The organism is Enterobacter cloacae complex sp. P43RS (assembly GCF_014930585.1).
GTDB classification, from domain to species: Bacteria; Pseudomonadota; Gammaproteobacteria; order Enterobacterales; family Enterobacteriaceae; genus Enterobacter; species Enterobacter bugandensis.
This window is the reverse complement of sequence record NZ_JADBRJ010000003.1, coordinates 441228-463089: the sequence shown is the minus strand read 5'-3', so window position 1 is coordinate 463089 and position 21862 is coordinate 441228. Positions and strand designations below refer to the sequence as shown.

The window sequence follows — 21862 nt, the reverse complement described above, 5'->3', positions numbered from 1 at the left end:
ATTATGACGAAGTGCACATAATTGGTAGTGCTTTGTAACATTTGGCCGGATGCGAGGTGTGGCGGGGGTAGAGCAGGTAATTTCGGCGTATTAGATCGTAATAAAACCCGTATTTGTCTTAATTCTCTTTTTTATGAAACAGACAAACTTTTTTTAGAAAAATAAGTAGCACCGCATTGACCAAAAATTTTAGCTGGCCTAATTACGGGCCTACTTTAACGATATGATCATTAAATAAAAAAACGCCGCTATAAGCGGCGTTTGTTTCTCATTGACCAGTGCAACGTTATTATTCGCCGATCTTGGTCCAGGTATCACGCAGACCTACGGTACGGTTAAATACCGGTTTTTCTGCCGTGCTGTAACGGCTGTCCAGGCAGAAGTAACCTTCACGTTCGAACTGGAACGCTTTGCCCGCTTCAGCGGCTTTCAGCGATGGCTCCGCATAACCTTGCTTGATCACCAGAGATTCCGGGTTGATGGTCGCCAGGAAGTCTTCCGCCGCACCCGGGTTAGGCACGCTGAACAGACGATCGTACAGACGAATTTCTACCGGCAGCGCGTGGGAAGCGCTCACCCAGTGGATCACGCCTTTCACCTTGCGGCCGTCTGCCGGATCTTTGCTCAGCGTCTCAGCATCGTACGAACAGAAGATGGTGGTAATGTTACCTTCAGCATCTTTCTCTACGCGCTCGGCTTTGATGACGTAGGCGTTACGCAGACGAACTTCTTTACCCAACACCAGACGCTTGTACTGCTTATTGGCTTCTTCACGGAAGTCAGCACGGTCGATCCAGATCTCACCGCTGAACGGCACGTCGCGGCTTCCCATTTCCGGTTTATTCGGATGGTTAGGCATAGAGACCAGCTCGCTTCCACCCTGCGGGTAATTTTCAATCACCAGTTTCACCGGATCGATAACAGCCATCGCGCGCGGGGCGTTTTCGTTAAGATCTTCACGAATGCAGGATTCCAGAGACGCCATTTCGATGGTGTTGTCCTGCTTGGTCACGCCGATACGTTTGCAGAACTCACGAATAGAAGCGGCAGTGTAACCACGACGACGCAGGCCGGAGATGGTCGGCATGCGCGGGTCATCCCAGCCTTCAACGTGCTTGTCGGTCACCAGCAGGTTCAGCTTACGCTTGGACATCACGGTGTATTCCAGATTCAGACGAGAGAACTCGTACTGACGCGGATGCACAGGAATGGTGATGTTATCCAGCACCCAGTCGTACAGACGACGGTTATCCTGGAACTCCAGCGTACACAGCGAGTGGGTGATGCCTTCCAGCGCATCGCTGATGCAGTGGGTGAAGTCGTACATCGGGTAGATGCACCACTTGTTGCCGGTCTGGTGGTGTTCTGCGAACTTAATGCGGTACAACACCGGATCGCGCATCACGATAAACGGAGACGCCATATCGATTTTGGCACGCAGGCACGCTTTACCTTCTTCGAAGCCACCGGCACGCATTTTTTCAAACAGCGCCAGGTTCTCTTCCACGCTGCGATCGCGGAACGGGCTGTTTTTGCCTGGTGCGGTCAGCGTACCGCGATACTCGCGGATTTCGTCCGCAGACAGCTCGTCAACGTATGCCAGACCTTTGTTGATCAGCTCCACCGCGTAGGCATACAGCTGATCAAAATAGTCAGAGGAGTAGCAGATATCGCCAGACCAGTTGAAGCCCAGCCATTGCACGTCGTTTTTAATGGACTCAACGTATTCGATGTCTTCTTTTACTGGATTGGTGTCATCGAAACGCAGGTTGCACTGCCCCTGGTAGTCTTGCGCAATGCCAAAGTTCAGGCAGATCGATTTCGCGTGACCAATGTGCAGGTAGCCGTTCGGCTCCGGCGGGAAACGCGTATGTACCGTGGTGTGCTTACCACTGGCCAGATCTTCATCGATGATCTGACGAATAAAGTTACTCGGGCGGGCTTCTGCCTCACTCATCGTGGATTCCTCAAAGCGTAAACAACGTATAACGACATATGATCTTATAAGCCGGACGAAGAGACAACCTTTATGTCACGGAAAAAACGTTACCCATAAAAAAAGCGGCGGAGGATATCCCCCGCCGCTTAAGGCATGACTCTACTCAGGAGCGATTACTTGCCTTTAATCTCATACAGCGGTGTCTGACCCGCAACCACCTGACCTTTCGCCTGGAGTACCAGACCGCTAAAGTCGTCGATGTTGCTGCACACGACCGGACTAATCATCGAGCGCGCGTTGGCGTTCAGGAAGTCCAGATCCATTTCCAGAATCGGCTGACCTGCCACCACTTCGGCCCCCTCTTCCACCAGGCGAGTAAAGCCCTGACCGTTCAGCGCTACGGTATCGATCCCCATATGGACAACGATCTCCGCGCCTTTTTCGGTTTCGAGGCAGAACGCATGGTTGGTGTTGAAGATTTTCACGATGGTGCCTGCCGCCGGAGACACAACGGTTTTGTCCGTTGGTTTCACCGCCACGCCGTCACCGACCGCTTTGCTGGCGAACGCTTCGTCAGGCACCTGCTCAAGGTCAACCACGTCACCCGTTACCGGAGAGACCAGCGCGGCCACCGTCACGGCGTTAGGCACGGCCTGCGGCTTCGCAACCGGGGCAGCCGTCGACGCAGGTGCGCTGTCGGCTGATGCCGCCGCGACCGGGCCACGGGCAACCACTTTCTTCATTTCGTCGCCAATGGATTCCGCTTTGGCGCCTACGATAACCTGGATAGTTTGTTTGTTCAGTTTAACCACGCCCGATGCACCAAGGCGTTTACACATTGCGTCGCTTACGCGCGCCGAGTCACCCACCGTCAGACGCAGACGGGTGATACAGGCATCAATCGCTTTCAGGTTGTCAGTCCCACCGACGGCAGCGATATAGCTGGTCGCCAGCTGAGTCAGACCCTCTTCGGTATTGCTGTTGGCTTCGTTGGTGACCACTTCGTCTTTGGTATCTTCGCGGCCTGGTGTTTTGAGGTTAAACATACGAATAACCGCAGTGAACAGCACGAAGTAGATGACGAAGAAGACCAGACCCATTACCACCAGCATCCAGACGTTCTTGCTTGCCGCCGGCAAGTTGTACATCAACACGTAGTCGATCGCGCCTGCAGAGAAGGAGAAGCCAGCATGGATGCCCAGCAGGGTCGCCACAAACAGGCTGATACCGGTAAGCACCGCATGCATGAGGTACAGCACCGGCGCCAGGAACATGAACAGGAATTCCAGCGGCTCGGTTACACCGGTCAGGAACGCGGTAATCGCAACGGACAGCAGCATGCCGCCAACCATTGGGCGACGCGCTTTTGGCGCAGCCAGGTACATTGCCAGTGCAGCGCCCGGCAGACCAAACATCATGATTGGGAAGAAGCCAGACATGAACATACCCGCGGTGCCGTCACCCGCATAGAAGCGGTTGATGTCGCCGTGGAATACGGTGCCCGCAGCATTGGTGAACTCACCAATCTGGAACCAGGCGATGGTGTTCAGCACCTGATGCAGACCGGTTGGGATCAGCAGACGGTTGATAAAGCCAAAGATACCTGAGCCCACTGCACCCGCAGAAACAATCCACTCGCCGCCCGCATGGATAGCATGCTGCACCGGCGGCCAGACGTAGCCAAAGATAGCTGCCAGGATCAGACAGAAAAAGCCCGTCGCAATTGGCACAAAACGTTTACCGCCGAAGAAGCTCAGGAAGTCAGGCAGTTTGATACCCGCCCAGCGGTTGTACACGGCACCACCGACCAGACCGGTAATGATACCCGCCAGTACACCCATGTTGATTTCCGGGTTGATGGTTACCATCGCTTTCGTGAGGATGAAGTAACCTACCGCCCCTGCCAGTGCCGCAGCACCGGCGCTGTCTTTTGACCAGCTTGACGCCACGCCGATGGCGAAGATCAGCGCAAGGTTGTCAAAAATGGCGCCGCCTGCCTGGGCAATAAACGGCACGTTAAGAAGATCGGGTTGCCCGAATCGCAGCAGCAACGCTGCAACCGGTAGCACGGCGATAGGGAGCTGCAAAGCCCTACCGAGGCGCTGGAAAAAACCTAAAATATTCATCCTATTCCCCCTACGAGACCCATTATTAAGACTCGCGCATAAACTATGTTTTTATTGTGTCACGAACGATAGATACAGTTGATGATTCACTGGCAGTCTGAGTGTGTGAAAAATTAATTCGTATCGCAAATTAAACACCTATTTTTTGTGATTATTGTCACCAAATATCGTATTCCATCCTCCCTTTCACTGGCTAACAGCCAAAACTTATTTTATCATTCAAAAAATCAAGACGGATTGATCCGGCCTGAAAGGTTCCAGGTTACGCTTAAGCATCAGGTTCCGATACCCATCCGCCCACTCTTCTACTTAAACTTTGAGGTGAACAATGAGACTGATTCCCCTGGCAACTGCTGAACAAGTCGGTAAATGGGCCGCTCGCCATATCGTTAACCGTATTAATGCCTTCAAGCCTACTGCCGATCGTCCTTTCGTTCTTGGCCTTCCAACCGGTGGTACCCCACTGACCGCGTACAAAGCGCTGGTTGAAATGCATAAAGCGGGCCAGGTTAGCTTTAAACACGTTGTGACCTTCAACATGGACGAATATGTCGGCCTGCCAAAGGAGCATCCTGAAAGCTACCATAGCTTCATGCACCGCAATTTCTTTGATCACGTTGATATCCCAGCTGAAAATATTAACCTGCTGAATGGAAATGCGCCTGATATTGACGCAGAATGCCGTCAGTACGAAGAAAAAATCCGTTCTTACGGTAAAATCCACCTGTTCATGGGTGGCGTGGGCAACGATGGTCATATCGCGTTCAACGAACCAGCCTCTTCTCTGGCTTCCCGTACCCGTATTAAAACGCTGACCCATGACACTCGCGTGGCAAACTCCCGCTTCTTTGACGGTGACGTGAACCAGGTTCCAAAATACGCCCTGACCGTTGGCGTAGGCACCCTGCTGGATGCCGAAGAGGTGATGATTCTGGTACTGGGCGGCGTGAAAGCGCAGGCGCTCCAGGCAGCCGTTGAAGGCAACGTTAACCACATGTGGACCATCAGCTGCCTGCAGCTGCATCCAAAATCAGTCATCGTCTGCGACGAACCGTCCACGATGGAGCTGAAGGTGAAAACGCTGAAATACTTCAACGAGTTAGAAGCTGAGAACATCAAAGGTCTGTAATTGAATAACCGCCTCTTCTGTCAGAGGCGGTCGCTTTTTTTAACCGGGGGTCGATATGTACGCTTTAACCCACGGTCGGATTTATACCGGCCATGAAATTCTGGATGACCATGCGATTGTTATCGCCAATGGCCTGATTGAACGTGTTTGCCCGCTGGCGGAACTGCCGCCGGAGATAGAACAGCGCTCACTCAATGGAGCAGTAATCTCCCCCGGTTTCATCGACGTACAGCTTAACGGCTGCGGCGGTGTGCAGTTCAATGACACCGCCGAGGCGGTGACGGTTGAAACGCTGGAAATCATGCAGAAAGCTAACGAGAAATCAGGCTGCACCAGCTATCTGCCGACGCTCATCACCAGCAGTGATGACCTGATGAAACAGGGTATCCGCGTGATGCGCGAATACCTGGCCAAACACCCGAACCAGGCGCTGGGTCTGCATCTGGAAGGGCCATGGCTGAACATAGTGAAAAAAGGCACGCATAACCCGGATTACGTGCGCAAGCCGGATGCTGAACTGGTCGACTACATGTGTGCCAATGCTGATGTGATCGCTAAAGTGACGCTGGCGCCTGAAATGACCGGTACTGAGGTCATCAGCAAACTGGCTGCCGCCGGGATTGTGGTTTCAGCAGGCCACTCAAACGCCACGCTGAAAGAAGCCAAAGCAGGCTTCCGTGCCGGCATTACCTTTGCGACCCACCTTTACAACGCCATGCCGTATATTACCGGCCGTGAACCGGGTCTGGTCGGGGCGATTCTCGACGAACCAGACGTCTACTGCGGCATTATCGCTGATGGCATGCACGTTGATTACACCAACATTCGCAACGCCAAACGGCTGAAAGGTGACAAGCTCTGCCTGGTCACCGATGCCACCGCGCCAGCAGGTGCAAATATTGAGCAGTTCATTTTTGCTGGTAAAACAATATACTACCGCAATGGACTGTGTGTGGATGAAAACGGTACGCTGAGTGGCTCCTCTTTGACCATGATTGAAGGGGTGCGTAATCTGGTGGAGCATTGTGGGATTGCGCTTGATGAAGTCCTGCGTATGGCCACCCTTTATCCAGCTCGCGCTATCGGCGTGGATAAACAGCTCGGCGGAATTGCACCAGGTATGGTTGCAAACCTGACGGCATTCACACACGATTATAAAATTATTAAGACCATCGTTAATGGTAACGAGGTCGTCACTGAGTAAGTAAAAGTATGACACCAGGCGGACAAGCTCAAATCGGTAATGTCGATCTCGTTAAACAACTTAACAGTGCGGCGGTTTATCGCCTGATTGACCAACATGGTCCAATCTCGCGGATCCAGATAGCCGAACAAAGCCAGCTTGCTCCCGCCAGCGTGACAAAAATTACCCGCCAGCTCATTGAGCGCGGTTTGATCAAAGAAGTCGATCAGCAGGCCTCCACCGGGGGCCGCCGCGCCATCTCCATCATTACCGAAACCCGCAACTTTCAGGCCATTGGCGTCCGGCTTGGTCGTCATGACACCACGCTCACGCTGTACGATTTGAGCAGCAAAGCCATTGCGGAAGAGCACTACCCACTGCCCGAGCGCACCCAGGAGACGCTGGAACACGCGCTGCTGAATACTATCGCGCACTTTATTGAAAGCTGTCAGCGCAAGATCCGCGAACTGATCGCCATCTCCGTCATTCTGCCGGGCCTGGTCGACCCGGAAAGCGGTGTGATCCGATACATGCCGCATATTCAGGTTGAGAACTGGGCGCTGGTCGACGCACTGGAAAAACGCTTTAAGGTGACCTGCTTTGTCGGCCATGATATTCGTTCTTTAGCGCTGGCTGAGCACTACTTTGGTGCGAGTCAGGACTGTGAAGACTCTATTCTGGTGCGCGTACACCGCGGTACGGGCGCAGGCATTATCTCCAATGGCCGTATTTTTATTGGTCGTAACGGTAACGTTGGCGAGATCGGCCACATCCAGGTTGAACCGCTCGGCGAACGCTGCCACTGCGGCAACTTCGGCTGCCTTGAAACCATCGCCGCCAACACGGCCATCGAGCAGCGCGTTCGCCACCTGCTTGAGCAGGGTTATCAAAGCCGCGTCACGCTGGACGATTGCAAGATAGGCACCATCTGCAAAGCCGCCAATAAAGGCGACGCGCTGGCCTGTGAGGTGATCGAGCAGGTAGGTCGCCATCTGGGGAAAACCATCGCCATCGCCATTAACCTGTTTAACCCGCAGAAAGTGGTGATCGCCGGAGAGATTGTTGAAGCGGAAAAGGTGCTGCTGCCCGCCATCGAAGGCTGTATCAATACCCAGGCGCTGAAAGCATTCCGACAGAACCTCCCGGTGGTTCGTTCGAAGCTTGACCATCGCTCGGCGATTGGCGCGTTTGCGCTGGTCAAGCGCGCCATGCTCAACGGGATCCTGCTCCAGCATTTGCTGGAATCCTGATCGGACCTTATAGTAACGCCTTCTTTTTTTGATGTCGGAATGTCCATGACCATTAAGAATGTAATTTGTGATATCGACGGCGTGCTGATGCACGACAACGTTGCCGTGCCGGGTGCTGCGGAGTTTCTTCACCGCATCATCGACAAAGGAATGCCACTGGTTCTACTCACGAACTACCCTTCCCAAACCGGTCAGGATCTGGCGAATCGCTTTGCCACCGCAGGCGTCGACGTGCCGGACAGCGTGTTTTATACCTCCGCAATGGCAACGGCGGATTTCCTGAAGCGTCAGGAAGGAAAAAAAGCCTACGTGGTCGGTGAAGGCGCGCTGATCCACGAACTGTATAAAGCAGGCTTTACCATTACCGATGTGAACCCGGACTTTGTGATCGTGGGTGAAACGCGCTCCTTTAACTGGGAGATGATGCATAAAGCAGCCTACTTTGTCGCCAACGGTGCACGCTTTATCGCCACCAACCCGGATACGCACGGCCGTGGTTTCTATCCGGCCTGCGGCGCGCTGTGCGCCGGTATTGAAAAAATCTCGGGCCGTAAGCCTTTTGTTGTCGGCAAACCGAGCCCGTGGATCATCCGCGCCGCGCTGAATACGATGCAGGCACACTCAGAAGAAACCGTCATTGTTGGCGACAACCTGCGCACCGATATTCTGGCTGGCTTCCAGGCAGGGCTTGAAACCATCCTGGTACTTTCTGGCGTCTCGCAGCTTGATGACATCGATACGATGCCCTTCCGACCAAGCTGGATTTACCCCTCTGTCGACGAAATCGACGTTATTTGATTCTGAACCACGTCCCAGGGCGTGGTTGTTCATTTTCAGCTTATATAAACAAAACACTATCTAACAAAAAACCATTTTCATTGCATAATCATCAATAAAAGGATGCGTGACGTACTCTTTTTTCACTATTCCGCAATCACTATTGCACTATTTCCGTTTTGGCCCGTAAAACCCTTGCGCCCCTCCCCTCTTTTGCGGCATTTTCATAAGCAAGCAACATCACAATGCAACAGAGTTAACGGAGAAGGTTATGTGTTCAATTTTTGGCGTACTGGATATTAAAACTGACGCGGGCGAACTGCGTAAAAAAGCACTCGAATTGTCCCGCCTGATGCGCCATCGCGGCCCGGACTGGTCAGGCGTTTACGCCAGCGACAAAGCGATTCTGGCTCACGAACGTCTGTCTATTGTTGACGTCAACGCCGGTGCACAGCCGCTGTATAACGAGAAAAAAACGCACGCGCTGGCTGTCAACGGTGAAATTTATAACCATCAGGCGCTGCGCGCCGAGTACGGCGACCGCTACGCCTTCCAGACCGGCTCTGACTGTGAAGTGATCCTGGCGCTGTATCAGGAGAAAGGTCCCGAGTTTCTCGACGACCTGCAGGGCATGTTTGCCTTCGCCCTGTACGACAGCGAAAAAGACGCTTACCTGATTGGCCGTGACCATATCGGTATTATCCCGCTGTACATGGGGCACGATGAACACGGCAACTTCTACGTTGCTTCAGAGATGAAAGCGCTGGTACCGGTCTGCCGCACCATCAAAGAGTTCCCGGCGGGCAGCTATCTGTGGAGTAAAGACGGTGAAATTCGTCCGTACTACCAGCGCGACTGGTTTGACTATGACGCGGTGAAAGACAACGTGACGGATAAAGCCGAGCTGCGTCAGGCGCTGGAAGATTCCGTGAAAAGCCACCTGATGTCAGACGTGCCTTACGGCGTACTGCTCTCCGGCGGTCTGGACTCCTCCGTGATCTCCGCGATCACCAAGAAGTTCGCGGCTCGTCGCGTGGAAGATCAGGAGCGCTCCGAGGCCTGGTGGCCGCAGCTGCACTCCTTTGCCGTGGGCCTGGAAGGGGCACCGGATCTGAAAGCCGCGCAGGAAGTGGCAAACCACCTCGGCACCGTGCACCATGAAATTCACTTCACCGTGCAGGAAGGCCTGGATGCGATCCGCGATGTGATCTATCACATTGAAACCTATGACGTGACCACCATTCGCGCCTCCACGCCGATGTACCTGATGTCGCGTAAGATCAAGGCGATGGGCATCAAGATGGTCCTCTCCGGCGAAGGTTCTGACGAAGTGTTTGGCGGCTACCTGTACTTCCATAAAGCGCCAAACGCCAAAGAGCTGCATGAAGAGACCGTGCGTAAGCTGCAGGCGCTGCATATGTTCGACTGTGCCCGTGCCAACAAAGCGATGTCGGCCTGGGGCGTGGAAGCGCGCGTGCCGTTCCTGGATAAGAAATTCCTCGACGTGGCGATGCGCATCAACCCGCAGGATAAAATGTGCGGCAACGGCAAAATGGAAAAACATATCCTGCGTGAATGTTTTGAATCTTACCTGCCGGCGAGCGTGGCATGGCGTCAGAAAGAGCAGTTCTCTGATGGCGTTGGCTACAGCTGGATCGACACCCTGAAAGAGGTGGCAGCGAAGCAGGTTTCTGACCAGCAGCTGGAAACCGCAAGCTTCCGCTTCCCGTACAACACGCCGGGCTCGAAAGAAGCGTACCTCTATCGTGAGATCTTTGAAGAGCTGTTCCCGGTGCCGAGCGCTGCCGAGTGTGTTCCTGGCGGTCCGTCAGTGGCCTGTTCATCCGCGAAAGCCATTGAATGGGATGAATCTTTCAAGGCGATGAACGATCCATCGGGGCGTGCGGTAGGCGTTCACCAGTCCGCCTACAAATAATCACAACCATTTCAAACAGGCCCCTCAGGGGCCTGTTTTTTTTGCCTCACATTTCACCACCAAAAACCGATTAATAACCAATAATTGCCGAATATTCGGTCATGCTGTTCGCAACCTAACCAAACAGTCACATTCCGGCTATTTTCGTTGAAAAAGGTGTTGACGCTGCAAGGGTCTATACGCATAATGCGCCCCGCAACGCCGATAAGGTAACGCGAAAAAAAGATGGCTACGTAGCTCAGTTGGTTAGAGCACATCACTCATAATGATGGGGTCACAGGTTCGAATCCCGTCGTAGCCACCNNNNAAGATGGCTACGTAGCTCAGTTGGTTAGAGCACATCACTCATAATGATGGGGTCACAGGTTCGAATCCCGTCGTAGCCACCATCTTTTTGCGGGAGTGGCGAAATTGGTAGACGCACCAGATTTAGGTTCTGGCGCCGCAAGGTGTGCGAGTTCAAGTCTCGCCTCCCGCACCATTCCCGGGTTAGCGTTGCACGGATGGGGTATCGCCAAGCGGTAAGGCACCGGTTTTTGATACCGGCATTCCCTGGTTCGAATCCAGGTACCCCAGCCATCGAAGACTGCAGTACTGGCTACGTAGCTCAGTTGGTTAGAGCACATCACTCATAATGATGGGGTCACAGGTTCGAATCCCGTCGTAGCCACCAAATTAAGATTATCGATTTGTTTCGGTAATAAAAAATTGTTGGGGTATCGCCAAGCGGTAAGGCACCGGATTCTGATTCCGGCATTCCGAGGTTCGAATCCTCGTACCCCAGCCAATTTAAAAGTCGTTAAGCAGTCTGTTTAACGCAATTGGGGTGTCGCCAAGCGGTAAGGCTCTGGTTTCTGATACCAGCATTCCGGGGTTCGAATCCCTGCACCCCAGCCACTTAAAACAAACAAGCCCGCTCTGCGGGCTTTTTTGTTTTTGTTGCTCAGAATAGTGCGGCCTAATGCCCTCACCCTACCCCTCTCCCACGGGGAGAGGGAATTAAGATTAGAGTCCGAGGGCGTATTTCAGCGCCTGACGCTTCAGCCCACCGGCACGCTCTGCCGCCATTAAGCCAATGTTACGCAGAATGCGCACCGGGGCCAGGTCATTGCTGAAACCGGCATAGAACAGATCCATCCCTGACTGCATGATGAAGTTATCCGCCATACGGCGCGTCTGGTAGCGCTTCAGTACCTGATGGCTGGCCCAGGCTTCCGCGTGAGCGCGTGCGTTGCCCAGCACGTCCAGTAACGCATCGACGTCACGGTATCCAAGGTTGACTCCCTGCCCCGCCAGCGGGTGGATGGTGTGTGCCGCATCGCCCACCAGCGCCAGCCCTTCTCGGGCATACTGTAAAGCATGACGGCGCGTGAGCGGGAATGCACCTGCGGTGACTGGCGTCACGTTGCCAAGGCGGCGCGGGAAGTGAAGCAGGATCTCGCGCTGCAGCTGCTCCATCGACAGCCCCTGCAGCTGGCGAATGCGCGCCGGTTTGTCGTACCACACCAGCGAAGCCCAGTTATCAAACAGCGGCAAGAATGCATGCGGGCCGTTCGGCGTAAAGTGCTGCCAGGTGCTTTCGCCCGGCGCATTCTCACACTGAACGGTGATTAACATGCAGGATTGCTGATATTGCCAGGCATGAACCCCAATACCCGCCATCTCCCTGACCTGCGAGTTAGCGCCATCGGCCCCGACGACCAGCTTCACGGCCAGTTCATCGCCGCTGTCGAGCGTCAGCAAATAGCCGCTTTCATGAGGATGCAGTGCCTTAAGTGACGCAGGCATACGCAGCGTCACCTTCGGATGTGCCTCCAGCGCCTGCCAGAGCGCCAGCTGGAGCACGTTGTTTTCCACCATATAGCCCAGGCGCGGCAGCTTCAGCTCGGCGGCGTCAAACGACACGTGGGCATTTTCCCACTCCCAGGTTTCAAGGCGGCTGTAAGGGTGCGCGCGCATCGCCTGCACCGCCTCCCAGACGCCCAGGCCGCGCAGCAGATCGACGGACGCCGCGCTGATGGCGGAAATGCGCACGTCCGGTTTGCTGGCGGGATCGAATGCCGGGGGAGCCGCCTGTTCAATAACGGTTACATCAAATCCCTGCTGCGCCAGCCCCAGCGCCAGCGCGCCGCCGACCATACCGCCGCCGACAACGGCAACTTCAGTGTGTTGGAGTGTCATGGTCAATTTTCCTTATTGGAGAATCCCTTAAGTTTACCGGATTTTTGCGGTCCTGAGACACACAACCTTCATACTGGTCACAACCCCACCAAAGCATTACAATACGCGGCTTGCAATCCTGAGCTGAGCAAGTCGATGACTAAAAAACTCCATATAAAAACCTGGGGCTGTCAGATGAACGAATACGATTCATCCAAGATGGCCGATCTGCTGGATACCACCCACGGATACCAGCTGACTGAAAATGCGAAAGAAGCCGATGTGCTGCTGCTGAACACCTGTTCAATTCGTGAAAAAGCACAGGAAAAAGTCTTTCATGTGTTAGGCCGCTGGAAGCTTCTCAAACGGAAAAATCCGGACCTGATCATTGGCGTCGGTGGCTGCGTCGCGTCGCAGGAAGGTAAGCTGATCCGTCAGAGAGCCCCGTATGTGGATATCGTCTTTGGTCCTCAGACCCTGCACCGCCTGCCGGAGATGATCAATCAGGTTCGCGGTAACCGTAGCCCGGTCGTTGACGTCAGCTTCCCGGAGATCGAGAAATTTGACCGTCTGCCAGAGCCGCGCGCCGATGGCCCGACCGCCTTCGTCTCGATCATGGAAGGCTGCAACAAATACTGTACCTACTGCGTGGTGCCTTACACCCGCGGTGAAGAGGTCAGCCGCCCTGCGGACGACATTCTGTTTGAAATTGCCCAGCTTGCCGCGCAGGGCGTTCGCGAAGTGAACCTGCTGGGCCAGAACGTTAACGCCTGGCGTGGCGAGAACTACGACGGCACCACCGGCAGCTTTGCCGAACTGCTGCGCCTGGTGGCCGCGATTGACGGCATCGACCGTATTCGTTTTACCACCAGCCATCCGATGGAGTTTACCGACGACATCATTGACGTCTATCGCGATACGCCAGAGCTGGTGAGCTTCCTGCACCTGCCTATTCAGTGCGGATCTGACCGCGTGCTGAACCTGATGGGCCGTCCGCATACGGTGCTGGAGTACAAATCCACCATCCGCAAGCTGCGCGAAGCGCGCCCGGATATCCAGATTAGCTCTGACTTTATCGTCGGCTTCCCAGGCGAAACCGCTGATGACTTCGAGCGCACCATGAAGCTCATCGGTGAAGTGAACTTTGACGTCAGCTACAGCTTCATCTTCTCAGCGCGTCCTGGCACGCCTGCGGCCGACATGGTTGACGACGTGCCGGAAGAAGAGAAAAAGCAGCGTCTGTATATTCTTCAGGAACGCATCAACCAGCAGGCCAACGCCTGGAGCCGCCGTATGCTCGGCACCGTCCAGCGCATTCTGGTGGAAGGTACTTCCCGCAAGAGCATCATGGAGCTGTCCGGTCGTACCGAGAACAACCGCGTGGTGAACTTCGAAGGCACCCCGGACATGATCGGTAAATTTGTGGACGTCGAAATTGTCGAAGTGCTGACCAACTCGCTGCGCGCGAAGGTGGTACGCACCGAGGACGAAATGGGCCTGCGTATTGCCGAGTCACCGGAATCCGTTATTTCTCGTACCCGCAAAGAAAACGATTCTGGCGTTGGGATTTACCAGCCTTGATCCTTCAGGCCTGCCTCTTCGGCAGGCCTTGTATTTCCTCTCATCACCCCCAATATCTACCGCAACGCTTGCGCCTTTATTCTGTGGCGTGAATAATTTCGGTAATGACCGTTCTATTGCGCCGTGTGGCAGCGGGTCAGTTAACCATTTAAAGAGGAACAGTTTGAACATAGATACGCGTGAAATTAGCCTTGAGCCCGCAGACAACGCTCGCCTGCTGAGCCTGTGCGGGCCGTTTGATGACAACATCAAACAACTGGAGCGACGTCTGGGTATCGAAATCAATCGTCGCGATAACCATTTCAAACTCACCGGACGCCCTATCTGCGTCAACGCGGCAGCAGATATTCTGCGCAGCCTGTATGTCGATACCGCCCCGATGCGCGGCGAAATTCAGGATATCGAGCCGGAACAGATCCACCTCGCCATTAAAGAGGCGCGCGTGCTTGAGCAGAGCGCGGAAAGCGTGCCGGACTACGGCAAGGCGATCAATATCAAGACCAAGCGTGGCGTCATCAAGCCGCGTACGCCGAACCAGGCGCAGTACATCGCCAATATTCTTGACCATGACATCACCTTCGGCGTGGGTCCCGCGGGTACAGGTAAAACCTATCTGGCGGTTGCCGCTGCGGTGGATGCGCTGGAGCGTCAGGAGATCCGTCGTATCCTGCTGACCCGCCCCGCCGTTGAAGCGGGTGAAAAACTCGGCTTCCTGCCCGGCGATCTGAGCCAGAAGGTCGACCCTTACCTGCGCCCGCTGTACGACGCGCTGTTCGAGATGCTCGGCTTCGAGAAAGTGGAGAAGCTAATCGAACGTAACGTGATCGAAGTGGCCCCGCTCGCCTACATGCGCGGCCGCACGCTCAACGATGCGTTCATCATTCTCGATGAAAGCCAGAACACCACCATCGAACAGATGAAAATGTTCCTGACGCGTATCGGCTTCAACTCGAAAGCGGTGATCACCGGTGACGTCACCCAGATCGACCTGCCGCGCAGCACTAAATCAGGCCTGCGCCACGCCATTGAGGTGCTGTCAGAGGTAGACGAAATTAGCTTTAACTTCTTCCACAGTGAAGACGTCGTTCGCCACCCGGTGGTCGCGCGCATCGTTAACGCCTATGAAGCCTGGGAAGAGGCGGATCAAAAACGCAGGGCCGAACAGGCCGCGGAACGTAAGCGCGAAGCGCAGGAGCAAGAACAGAAATGAGTCAGGTGATCCTCGATTTACAGCTGGCATGTGAAGACAATTCCGGCATGCCAGAAGAGGCACAGTTTCAGAAATGGCTGGATGCGGTAATCCCCCAGTTTCAGGAAGAATCAGAAGTCACGATTCGCCTGGTGGATGAAGCGGAAAGCCATGAGCTTAACCTGACCTACCGCGGGAAAGATAAGCCAACCAACGTGCTCTCTTTCCCGTTCGAAGCGCCGCCGGGTATTGAGATGCCGCTGCTGGGCGATCTGATCATCTGCCGTCAGGTGGTTGAGCAGGAAGCCAAAGAGCAGCAGAAACCGCTGGAAGCCCACTGGGCGCATATGGTGGTACACGGCAGCCTGCACCTGCTGGGCTACGACCACATTGAAGATGACGAAGCGGAAGAGATGGAGTCCCTTGAGACAGAGATAATGCTTGCTCTGGGCTATGAGGATCCGTACATTGCCGAGAAAGAATAGTCAGTTACTGACTACCATGCCGCCGCGCAGGGACATAGCGCGGCGGTTAACGTTGAACTAACAAGAGAACCCTTAACAAACGCCATGAGCGACGACAATTCACACAGTAGCGACACGACAACCAGTAAAAAGGGATTTTTCTCCCTCATTCTGAACCAGCTTTTCCACGGCGAGCCGAAAAACCGTGATGAACTGCTGGAGCTGATTCGTGATTCCGGGCAGAACGACCTTATCGACGAAGATACGCGCGAAATGCTCGAAGGGGTCATGGACATTGCCGACCAGCGCGTCCGCGACATCATGATCCCTCGCTCGCAGATGATCACCCTGAAACGTAACCAGACGCTGGACGAGTGCCTCGATGTGATCATCGAATCCGCCCACTCGCGTTTCCCGGTCATCAGCGAAGATAAAGATCACATCGAAGGGATTTTGATGGCCAAAGATCTGCTGCCGTTTATGCGCAGCGATGCCGAAGCCTTCAGCATGGAAAAAGTGTTACGCCAGGCCGTGGTCGTGCCGGAAAGTAAACGTGTGGATCGAATGCTGAAAGAGTTTCGCTCTCAGCGTTACCACATGGCGATTGTTATTGATGAATTCGGCGGTGTCTCAGGTCTTGTCACGATCGAAGATATTCTTGAGCTGATCGTGGGCGAAATCGAAGACGAGTACGACGAAGAAGAAGATATCGACTTCCGTCAGCTTAGCCGACACACCTGGACCGTGCGCGCGCTGGCCTCGATTGAAGATTTCAACGACGCCTTCGGTACCCACTTCAGCGATGAAGAGGTCGATACCATTGGCGGGCTGGTGATGCAGGCCTTTGGCCATCTTCCGGCGCGCGGTGAGACCGTTGACATCGACGGTTACCAGTTCAAAGTGGCAATGGCCGACAGCCGACGTATTATACAGGTTCACGTCAGAACGCCGGACGATTCACCGGTGCCAAAACTGGAAGATTAATGTAAATGGCATTTGCCCCATTGCTTGAACGCCAGCGCGTCCGTTTGCTGCTGGCGCTGATACTCGGAGCCAGCGGTACGCTGGCTTTTTCTCCTTACGATATCTGGCCCGCGGCCATTCTCTCCCTGATGGGGCTTCAGGGGTTAACCCTGAATCGTCGTCCGGTACAGGCCGCTGCGATCGGCTACTTCTGGGGGCTGGGGCTATTTGGCTCCGGCATTAACTGGGTCTACGTCAGCATCGCACAATTTGGCGGGATGCCGGGGCCGGTTAACGTCTTCCTGGTCGTTCTGCTCGCCGCCTATCTCTCGCTCTATACCGGTCTGTTCGCCGGGATTCTCTCTCGCCTGTGGCCTAAAACCACCTGGCTGCGTGTCGCCATTGCCGCGCCGGTGGTCTGGCAGATTACCGAGTTCCTCCGCGGCTGGGTGCTGACCGGCTTCCCGTGGCTGCAGTTCGGCTACAGCCAGATTGACGGCCCGCTGAAAGGTCTGGCACCGGTAATGGGCGTTGAAGCCATTAACTTTCTGCTGATGGTGGTAAGCGGCCTGCTGGTACTGGCGCTGGTCACGCGCGGCTGGAAGCCGCTGGCTGTGGCGCTGGTGCTGTTCGCTCTGCCCTTCCCGCTGCGCTATATCCAGTGGTTCACGCCCGAGCCCGAGCGCGCCATGCAGGTTTCCATGGTGCAAGGGAATATCCCGCAGTCCATGAAGTGGGACGAAAAAGAGCTGCTGAACACGCTGAAGATCTACGCCAACGCCACCGAAGAGGTGATGGGCAAATCACAGCTGATTATCTGGCCAGAATCCGCTATTCCCGATCTGGAAATTAACCAGCAGCCGTTCCTCAACATGATGAACGATCTGCTGGTGGCGCGCGGCAGCACCCTGATTACCGGCATTGTTGATGCGCGCCTGAATCAGCAGAACCGCTACGACACCTACAACACCATTATTACGCTCGGCAAAGACAGCGAATACAGCTACCACTCCACCGACCGGTACAACAAGAACCACCTCGTGCCGTTCGGTGAATTTGTGCCGCTGGAGTCTATTTTGCGTCCGCTGGCACCGTTCTTTGACCTGCCGATGTCCTCCTTCAGCCGCGGTCCGTACGTTCAGCCCCAGCTTCACGCGCACGGTCTGGCCCTGACGGCCGCCATCTGCTACGAAATCATCCTCGGCGAGCAGGTGCGCGATAACTTCCGCCCGGACACCGACTATCTGCTGACCATCTCCAATGATGCGTGGTTCGGTAAATCGATTGGCCCGTGGCAGCACTTCCAGATGGCGCGCATGCGTTCTCTGGAGCTGGCGCGTCCGCTGCTGCGTAGCACCAATAACGGCATCACCGCCGTGATTGGCCCGCAGGGCGAAATCCAGGCCATGATCCCGCAGTTCACCCGTAAAGTGCTGACAACCAAAGTCACGCCTACCACGGGCCTGACGCCTTACGCCCGCACCGGCAACTGGCCGCTGTGGATCCTGACCGCGCTGTTCGGCTTTGGCGCCGTGCTGATGAGCCTGCGTCAGCGTCATAAATAATCTTGCCTTCTGATGCCGGGTGGCGGCTGCGCCTTACCCGGCAATTTCCTCCCAATCTTCAATTCTGGCACGCCTGTTGCTTTATTTATTCACGTAAACGCTGTCTGGCTTAACGTGCAACCTTGTCGCACCAGTGTAGATCGTCGCTAGCACCGAAACGGTGCAACGGGAGATTATTGCCTCTGAATGGTGCGGCGCGCTTCGCAAAAATAAACAATAACGCAGCAAAATCTTTACATTAAGCCAGACTAAATGTTAACAAGCTTGCATAACACTGCACTCGCATTGCGCGAGATATAACAACATCACAATAGGTATCTATGCGTCACTGGCGCTGATAAGAAAGGAGTTGGGTATGCAATTACGTAAACTGGCCACAGCAATGCTGGTTATGGGAATGTCCGCAGGCGTGGTTCACGCTGAAGACGCTCCGGCAGCAGGCAGCACTCTCGACAAGATTGCCAAAAACGGCGTCATCGTGGTCGGCCACCGTGAATCTTCCGTCCCGTTCTCTTACTACGACAACACGCAAAAAGTCGTGGGCTATTCACAGGATTACTCCAACGCTATCGTTGAAGCTGTGAAGAAAAAGCTGAACAAACCTGACCTGCAGGTGAAGCTGATCCCAATCACTTCACAGAACCGTATTCCACTGCTGCAAAACGGCACCTTTGACTTCGAGTGTGGTTCCACCACCAACAACCTCGAGCGTCAAAAACAGGCGGCCTTCTCTGACACCATCTTTGTCGTGGGCACCCGTCTGCTGACCAAGAAGGGCGGCGCGATCAAAGATTTTGCGGACCTGAAAGGCAAAGCGGTCGTTGTGACCTCCGGTACCACTTCTGAAGTCCTGCTGCACAAGCTGAACGACGAGAAGAAAATGGATATGCGCATCATCAGCGCGAAAGACCATGGCGACTCCTTCCGTACGCTGGAAAGCGGTCGTGCCGTCGCGTTTATGATGGATGACGCCCTGCTGGCGGGCGAACGTGCGAAGGCGAAGAAACCAGACAACTGGGATATCGTCGGTACCGCGCAGTCCAAAGAAGCCTACGGCTGCATGCTGCGTAAAGACGATCCGCAGTTCAAAAAGCTGATCGATGACACTATCGCCCAGGTGCAGACCTCCGGCGAAGCGGAAAAATGGTTCGACAAGTGGTTTAAGAACCCGATTCCACCAAAAAATCTCAATATGAACTTTGAACTGTCTGACGACATGAAAGCGCTGTTCAAATCTCCAAATGACAAGGCTCTTAACTAATTAGAACAACAGGGGCGGGATCTCCTGCCCTCTCGATTGTCGGGAAGCATGGACAGACATATACGCTGAGTGGTCGTTCCCCACTCAGCGCGAAAAAAGAGCTTCTCACCAATCTTCGAGGGTAGCGCTGCTACCCTCTTTTTTCTGGAGTTTATTATGTCAATAGACTGGAACTGGGGCATCTTCCTGCAACAAGCCCCGTTCGGCAACACCACCTATCTTGGCTGGCTGTGGAGCGGCTTTCAGGTTACCGTGGCATTATCGATAACGGCGTGGATCATCGCGTTTCTTGTCGGTTCGCTGTTCGGTATTCTGCGCACCGTCCCTAACCGTTTTCTTTCAACAATTGGCACACTGTATGTGGAATTGTTCCGTAACGTTCCGCTCATCGTGCAGTTCTTTACCTGGTATCTGGTCATCCCGGAACTGCTGCCGGAAAATATTGGCATGTGGTTCAAGTCGGAGCTGGATCCGAACGTGCAGTTCTTTGTCTCCTCCATGATGTGTCTGGGGCTGTTTACCGCTGCGCGCGTTTGCGAGCAGGTGCGTGCCGCCATTCAGTCATTGCCACGCGGACAAAAAAATGCGGGCCTGGCGATGGGCCTGACCCTGCCACAAACCTACCGCTACGTGCTGCTGCCTAACGCCTACCGCGTTATCGTTCCACCGATGACCTCTGAGATGATGAACCTGGTGAAAAACTCGGCCATCGCCTCAACCATCGGCCTGGTGGATATGGCTGCACAGGCGGGCAAGCTGCTGGATTACTCCGCTCACGCGTGGGAATCCTTCACCGCGATCACGCTCGCGTATGTTCTGATTAACGCTTTCATCATGCTGGTGATGAACCTGGTTGAACGCAAAGTACGCCTGCCGGGCAATCTGGGGGGCAAATAATGTACGAATTTGACTGGAGTTCTATTGTTCCATCCATGCCTTACCTGCTCGATGGCCTGGTGATTACCCTAAAGATTACCGCGATCGCTATCGTCGTGGGTATCGTCTGGGGCACCCTGCTGGCCGTCATGCGCCTGTCGAGCTTTAAGCCGCTCGCCTGGTTTGCGACTGCCTACGTTAACGTCTTCCGCTCCATCCCGCTGGTGATGGTGCTGCTGTGGTTTTACCTGATTGTTCCAGGCTTCTTACAGAATGTGCTGGGACTGTCGCCGAAAACCGACATCCGCCTGATCTCTGCGATGGTGGCGTTCTCGATGTTTGAGGCCGCTTACTATTCAGAGATTATCCGTGCGGGTATCCAGAGTATCTCCCGTGGGCAGTCCAGCGCCGCGCTGGCGCTGGGAATGACGCACTGGCAGTCCATGCAGCTCATCATTCTGCCTCAGGCGTTTCGCGCCATGGTTCCGCTCCTGCTGACCCAGGGTATCGTGCTGTTCCAGGATACCTCTCTGGTTTACGTTCTGAGTCTGGCGGACTTCTTCCGTACCGCGTCGACCATAGGTGAACGTGATGGTACGCAGGTCGAGATGGTGCTCTTCGCGGGTGCGGTCTATTTTGTGATTAGTTTAAGCGCGTCGCTGTTGGTCAGCTGGCTGAAGAAAAGGACGGTATAATGATTTCCCTGAAAAATGTTTCTAAATGGTATGGGCACTTTCAGGTGCTGACCGACTGCTCCACCGAAGTCAAAAAAGGCGATGTGGTGGTGGTGTGCGGGCCGTCCGGTTCCGGTAAGTCTACGCTGATCAAAACGGTTAATGGTCTGGAGCCTGTGCAGCACGGCGAAATTGTTGTTAACGGCACGAAAGTGAACGACAAGAAAACCAACCTGGCCCAGCTTCGCTCTCACGTCGGCATGGTGTTCCAGCATTTTGAGCTATTCCCTCATCTGTCCATTATTGAGAACCTGACGCTGGCTCAGGTCAAAGTACTCAAGCGTGATAAAAAAGCGTCGCGCGAAAAGGGGCTCAAGCTTCTGGAGCGCGTGGGGCTTTCTGCACATGCCGATAAGTTCCCGGCACAGCTTTCCGGCGGCCAGCAGCAGCGTGTGGCGATTGCGCGCGCGCTGTGCATGGATCCGGTGGCGATGCTGTTCGATGAGCCCACGTCAGCACTCGATCCTGAAATGATCAACGAAGTGCTGGACGTGATGGTCGAGCTGGCGCACGAAGGGATGACCATGATGGTGGTGACGCACGAAATGGGCTTCGCCCGTAAAGTGGCCAACCGCGTGATCTTCATGGACGAAGGGAAAATTGTCGAAGACTCACCGAAAGAAGAGTTCTTCGCCAACCCGAAATCCGAACGCGCCAAAGATTTCCTCGCGAAAATCCTGCACTAATCTTCTCGGTGCGCAATCTGCGGATTGCGCACTGCTTCACGCT

At 54.6% G+C, this 21862-nt stretch carries 17 protein-coding genes and 7 tRNA genes; 21 read left to right on the top strand and 3 right to left on the bottom strand.

Features of this window, described 5'->3' with window-relative positions; translation table 11 throughout:
• Positions 1-289: 289 nt before the first annotated feature.
• Together glnS and nagE are read right to left on the bottom strand one after the other, a co-directional pair.
• Complete coding sequence (gene glnS / locus IM294_RS09270; protein ID WP_041910779.1) at positions 290-1957, bottom strand: glutamine--tRNA ligase; 1668 nt, start codon at positions 1955-1957, stop codon at positions 290-292.
• Between the two features lie 155 nt (positions 1958-2112).
• Positions 2113-4065 carry a PTS N-acetyl glucosamine transporter subunit IIABC gene (nagE, locus tag IM294_RS09265; protein ID WP_028012357.1) on the bottom strand — a complete coding sequence of 651 codons (1953 nt, stop codon included), beginning with the start codon at positions 4063-4065 and terminating at the stop codon, positions 2113-2115.
• Positions 4066-4393: 328 nt separating this feature from the next.
• Here nagE and nagB point away from each other — a divergent pair, with 328 nt between their 5' ends.
• From nagB to IM294_RS09205, 12 genes are all read left to right on the top strand, one after another.
• Positions 4394-5194, top strand: a complete 801-nt coding sequence (nagB, locus tag IM294_RS09260; protein ID WP_028012356.1) for a glucosamine-6-phosphate deaminase — start codon at positions 4394-4396, stop codon at positions 5192-5194.
• 55 nt (positions 5195-5249) lie between these two features.
• On the top strand, positions 5250-6398 hold the full coding sequence (nagA, locus tag IM294_RS09255; protein ID WP_028012355.1) for an N-acetylglucosamine-6-phosphate deacetylase: 1149 nt from the start codon (positions 5250-5252) through the stop codon (positions 6396-6398).
• 8 nt (positions 6399-6406) lie between these two features.
• Positions 6407-7627: an N-acetylglucosamine repressor gene (locus tag IM294_RS09250; RefSeq protein WP_028012354.1), complete on the top strand. Its 1221-nt coding sequence runs from the start codon at positions 6407-6409 to the stop codon at positions 7625-7627.
• Between the two features lie 45 nt (positions 7628-7672).
• Positions 7673-8425: a ribonucleotide monophosphatase NagD gene (nagD, locus tag IM294_RS09245; RefSeq protein ID WP_028012353.1), complete on the top strand. Its 753-nt coding sequence runs from the start codon at positions 7673-7675 to the stop codon at positions 8423-8425.
• A gap of 250 nt (positions 8426-8675) precedes the next feature.
• Positions 8676-10340, top strand: coding sequence for an asparagine synthase B (asnB, locus tag IM294_RS09240; protein ID WP_028012352.1), 1665 nt, complete (start codon positions 8676-8678; stop codon positions 10338-10340).
• Between the two features lie 227 nt (positions 10341-10567).
• Positions 10568-10641 (top strand) — tRNA-Met (locus IM294_RS09235).
• Positions 10642-10652: 11 nt separating this feature from the next.
• Positions 10653-10729: transfer RNA gene (locus tag IM294_RS09230), tRNA-Met, on the top strand.
• 7 nt (positions 10730-10736) lie between these two features.
• Positions 10737-10821 (top strand) — tRNA-Leu (locus IM294_RS09225).
• Between the two features lie 23 nt (positions 10822-10844).
• Positions 10845-10919 (top strand) — tRNA-Gln (locus IM294_RS09220).
• A gap of 17 nt (positions 10920-10936) precedes the next feature.
• Positions 10937-11013: transfer RNA gene (locus IM294_RS09215), tRNA-Met, on the top strand.
• A 39-nt stretch (positions 11014-11052) separates the two neighbouring features.
• Positions 11053-11127, top strand: a tRNA-Gln gene (locus IM294_RS09210).
• Positions 11128-11162: 35 nt separating this feature from the next.
• A tRNA-Gln gene (locus tag IM294_RS09205) sits at positions 11163-11237 on the top strand.
• A 108-nt stretch (positions 11238-11345) separates the two neighbouring features.
• On the opposite strand, the gene ubiF is transcribed toward IM294_RS09205, so the two are convergent.
• Complete coding sequence (gene ubiF / locus IM294_RS09200) at positions 11346-12521, bottom strand: 3-demethoxyubiquinol 3-hydroxylase (RefSeq protein ID WP_126818628.1); 1176 nt, start codon at positions 12519-12521, stop codon at positions 11346-11348.
• A gap of 135 nt (positions 12522-12656) precedes the next feature.
• Here ubiF and miaB point away from each other — a divergent pair, with 135 nt between their 5' ends.
• The 9 genes from miaB to IM294_RS09155 all read left to right on the top strand — a co-directional run bounded on the left by miaB (position 12657) and on the right by IM294_RS09155 (position 21819).
• On the top strand, positions 12657-14081 hold the full coding sequence (gene miaB, locus IM294_RS09195; RefSeq protein WP_028012350.1) for a tRNA (N6-isopentenyl adenosine(37)-C2)-methylthiotransferase MiaB: 1425 nt from the start codon (positions 12657-12659) through the stop codon (positions 14079-14081).
• Positions 14082-14244: 163 nt separating this feature from the next.
• Positions 14245-15291, top strand: a complete 1047-nt coding sequence (locus tag IM294_RS09190) for a PhoH family protein (protein ID WP_028012349.1) — start codon at positions 14245-14247, stop codon at positions 15289-15291.
• The gene (gene ybeY / locus IM294_RS09185) at positions 15288-15755 is read left to right on the top strand and encodes an rRNA maturation RNase YbeY (RefSeq protein ID WP_003858677.1); all 468 of its coding nucleotides are present in this window, start codon (positions 15288-15290) and stop codon (positions 15753-15755) included. Before IM294_RS09190 ends, ybeY begins: the two co-directional genes overlap by 4 nt.
• Positions 15756-15839: 84 nt before the next feature.
• Positions 15840-16718: a CNNM family magnesium/cobalt transport protein CorC gene (gene corC, locus IM294_RS09180; RefSeq protein ID WP_021242574.1), complete on the top strand. Its 879-nt coding sequence runs from the start codon at positions 15840-15842 to the stop codon at positions 16716-16718.
• Positions 16719-16723: 5 nt separating this feature from the next.
• Positions 16724-18262, top strand: coding sequence for an apolipoprotein N-acyltransferase (gene lnt / locus IM294_RS09175; protein ID WP_126818629.1), 1539 nt, complete (start codon positions 16724-16726; stop codon positions 18260-18262).
• A gap of 355 nt (positions 18263-18617) precedes the next feature.
• Complete coding sequence (locus IM294_RS09170; RefSeq protein WP_014831086.1) at positions 18618-19523, top strand: amino acid ABC transporter substrate-binding protein; 906 nt, start codon at positions 18618-18620, stop codon at positions 19521-19523.
• A 156-nt stretch (positions 19524-19679) separates the two neighbouring features.
• Positions 19680-20420: an amino acid ABC transporter permease gene (locus IM294_RS09165; RefSeq protein ID WP_028012347.1), complete on the top strand. Its 741-nt coding sequence runs from the start codon at positions 19680-19682 to the stop codon at positions 20418-20420.
• Positions 20420-21094, top strand: coding sequence for a glutamate/aspartate ABC transporter permease GltK (gene gltK / locus IM294_RS09160; protein ID WP_028012346.1), 675 nt, complete (start codon positions 20420-20422; stop codon positions 21092-21094). The genes IM294_RS09165 and gltK overlap by 1 nt, the downstream gene beginning before the upstream one ends.
• Positions 21094-21819, top strand: a complete 726-nt coding sequence (locus IM294_RS09155) for an amino acid ABC transporter ATP-binding protein (protein WP_126818630.1) — start codon at positions 21094-21096, stop codon at positions 21817-21819. The genes gltK and IM294_RS09155 overlap by 1 nt, the downstream gene beginning before the upstream one ends.
• The last annotated feature ends 43 nt before the right edge of the window (positions 21820-21862 follow it).

What these genes read in the sequence shown, in the direction of transcription:
- glnS (WP_041910779.1), bottom strand. Translation starts at nt 1,957, where the DNA reads ATGAGTGAGGCAGAAGCCCGCCCGAGTAACTTTATTCGTCAGATCATC.
- nagE (WP_028012357.1), bottom strand. Translation starts at nt 4,065, where the DNA reads ATGAATATTTTAGGTTTTTTCCAGCGCCTCGGTAGGGCTTTGCAGCTC.
- nagB (WP_028012356.1), top strand. Translation starts at nt 4,394, where the DNA reads ATGAGACTGATTCCCCTGGCAACTGCTGAACAAGTCGGTAAATGGGCC.
- nagA (WP_028012355.1), top strand. Translation starts at nt 5,250, where the DNA reads ATGTACGCTTTAACCCACGGTCGGATTTATACCGGCCATGAAATTCTG.
- IM294_RS09250 (WP_028012354.1), top strand. Translation starts at nt 6,407, where the DNA reads ATGACACCAGGCGGACAAGCTCAAATCGGTAATGTCGATCTCGTTAAA.
- nagD (WP_028012353.1), top strand. Translation starts at nt 7,673, where the DNA reads ATGACCATTAAGAATGTAATTTGTGATATCGACGGCGTGCTGATGCAC.
- asnB (WP_028012352.1), top strand. Translation starts at nt 8,676, where the DNA reads ATGTGTTCAATTTTTGGCGTACTGGATATTAAAACTGACGCGGGCGAA.
- ubiF (WP_126818628.1), bottom strand. Translation starts at nt 12,521, where the DNA reads ATGACACTCCAACACACTGAAGTTGCCGTTGTCGGCGGCGGTATGGTC.
- miaB (WP_028012350.1), top strand. Translation starts at nt 12,657, where the DNA reads ATGACTAAAAAACTCCATATAAAAACCTGGGGCTGTCAGATGAACGAA.
- ybeY (WP_003858677.1), top strand. Translation starts at nt 15,288, where the DNA reads ATGAGTCAGGTGATCCTCGATTTACAGCTGGCATGTGAAGACAATTCC.
- corC (WP_021242574.1), top strand. Translation starts at nt 15,840, where the DNA reads ATGAGCGACGACAATTCACACAGTAGCGACACGACAACCAGTAAAAAG.
- lnt (WP_126818629.1), top strand. Translation starts at nt 16,724, where the DNA reads ATGGCATTTGCCCCATTGCTTGAACGCCAGCGCGTCCGTTTGCTGCTG.
- IM294_RS09170 (WP_014831086.1), top strand. Translation starts at nt 18,618, where the DNA reads ATGCAATTACGTAAACTGGCCACAGCAATGCTGGTTATGGGAATGTCC.
- IM294_RS09165 (WP_028012347.1), top strand. Translation starts at nt 19,680, where the DNA reads ATGTCAATAGACTGGAACTGGGGCATCTTCCTGCAACAAGCCCCGTTC.
- gltK (WP_028012346.1), top strand. Translation starts at nt 20,420, where the DNA reads ATGTACGAATTTGACTGGAGTTCTATTGTTCCATCCATGCCTTACCTG.
- IM294_RS09155 (WP_126818630.1), top strand. Translation starts at nt 21,094, where the DNA reads ATGATTTCCCTGAAAAATGTTTCTAAATGGTATGGGCACTTTCAGGTG.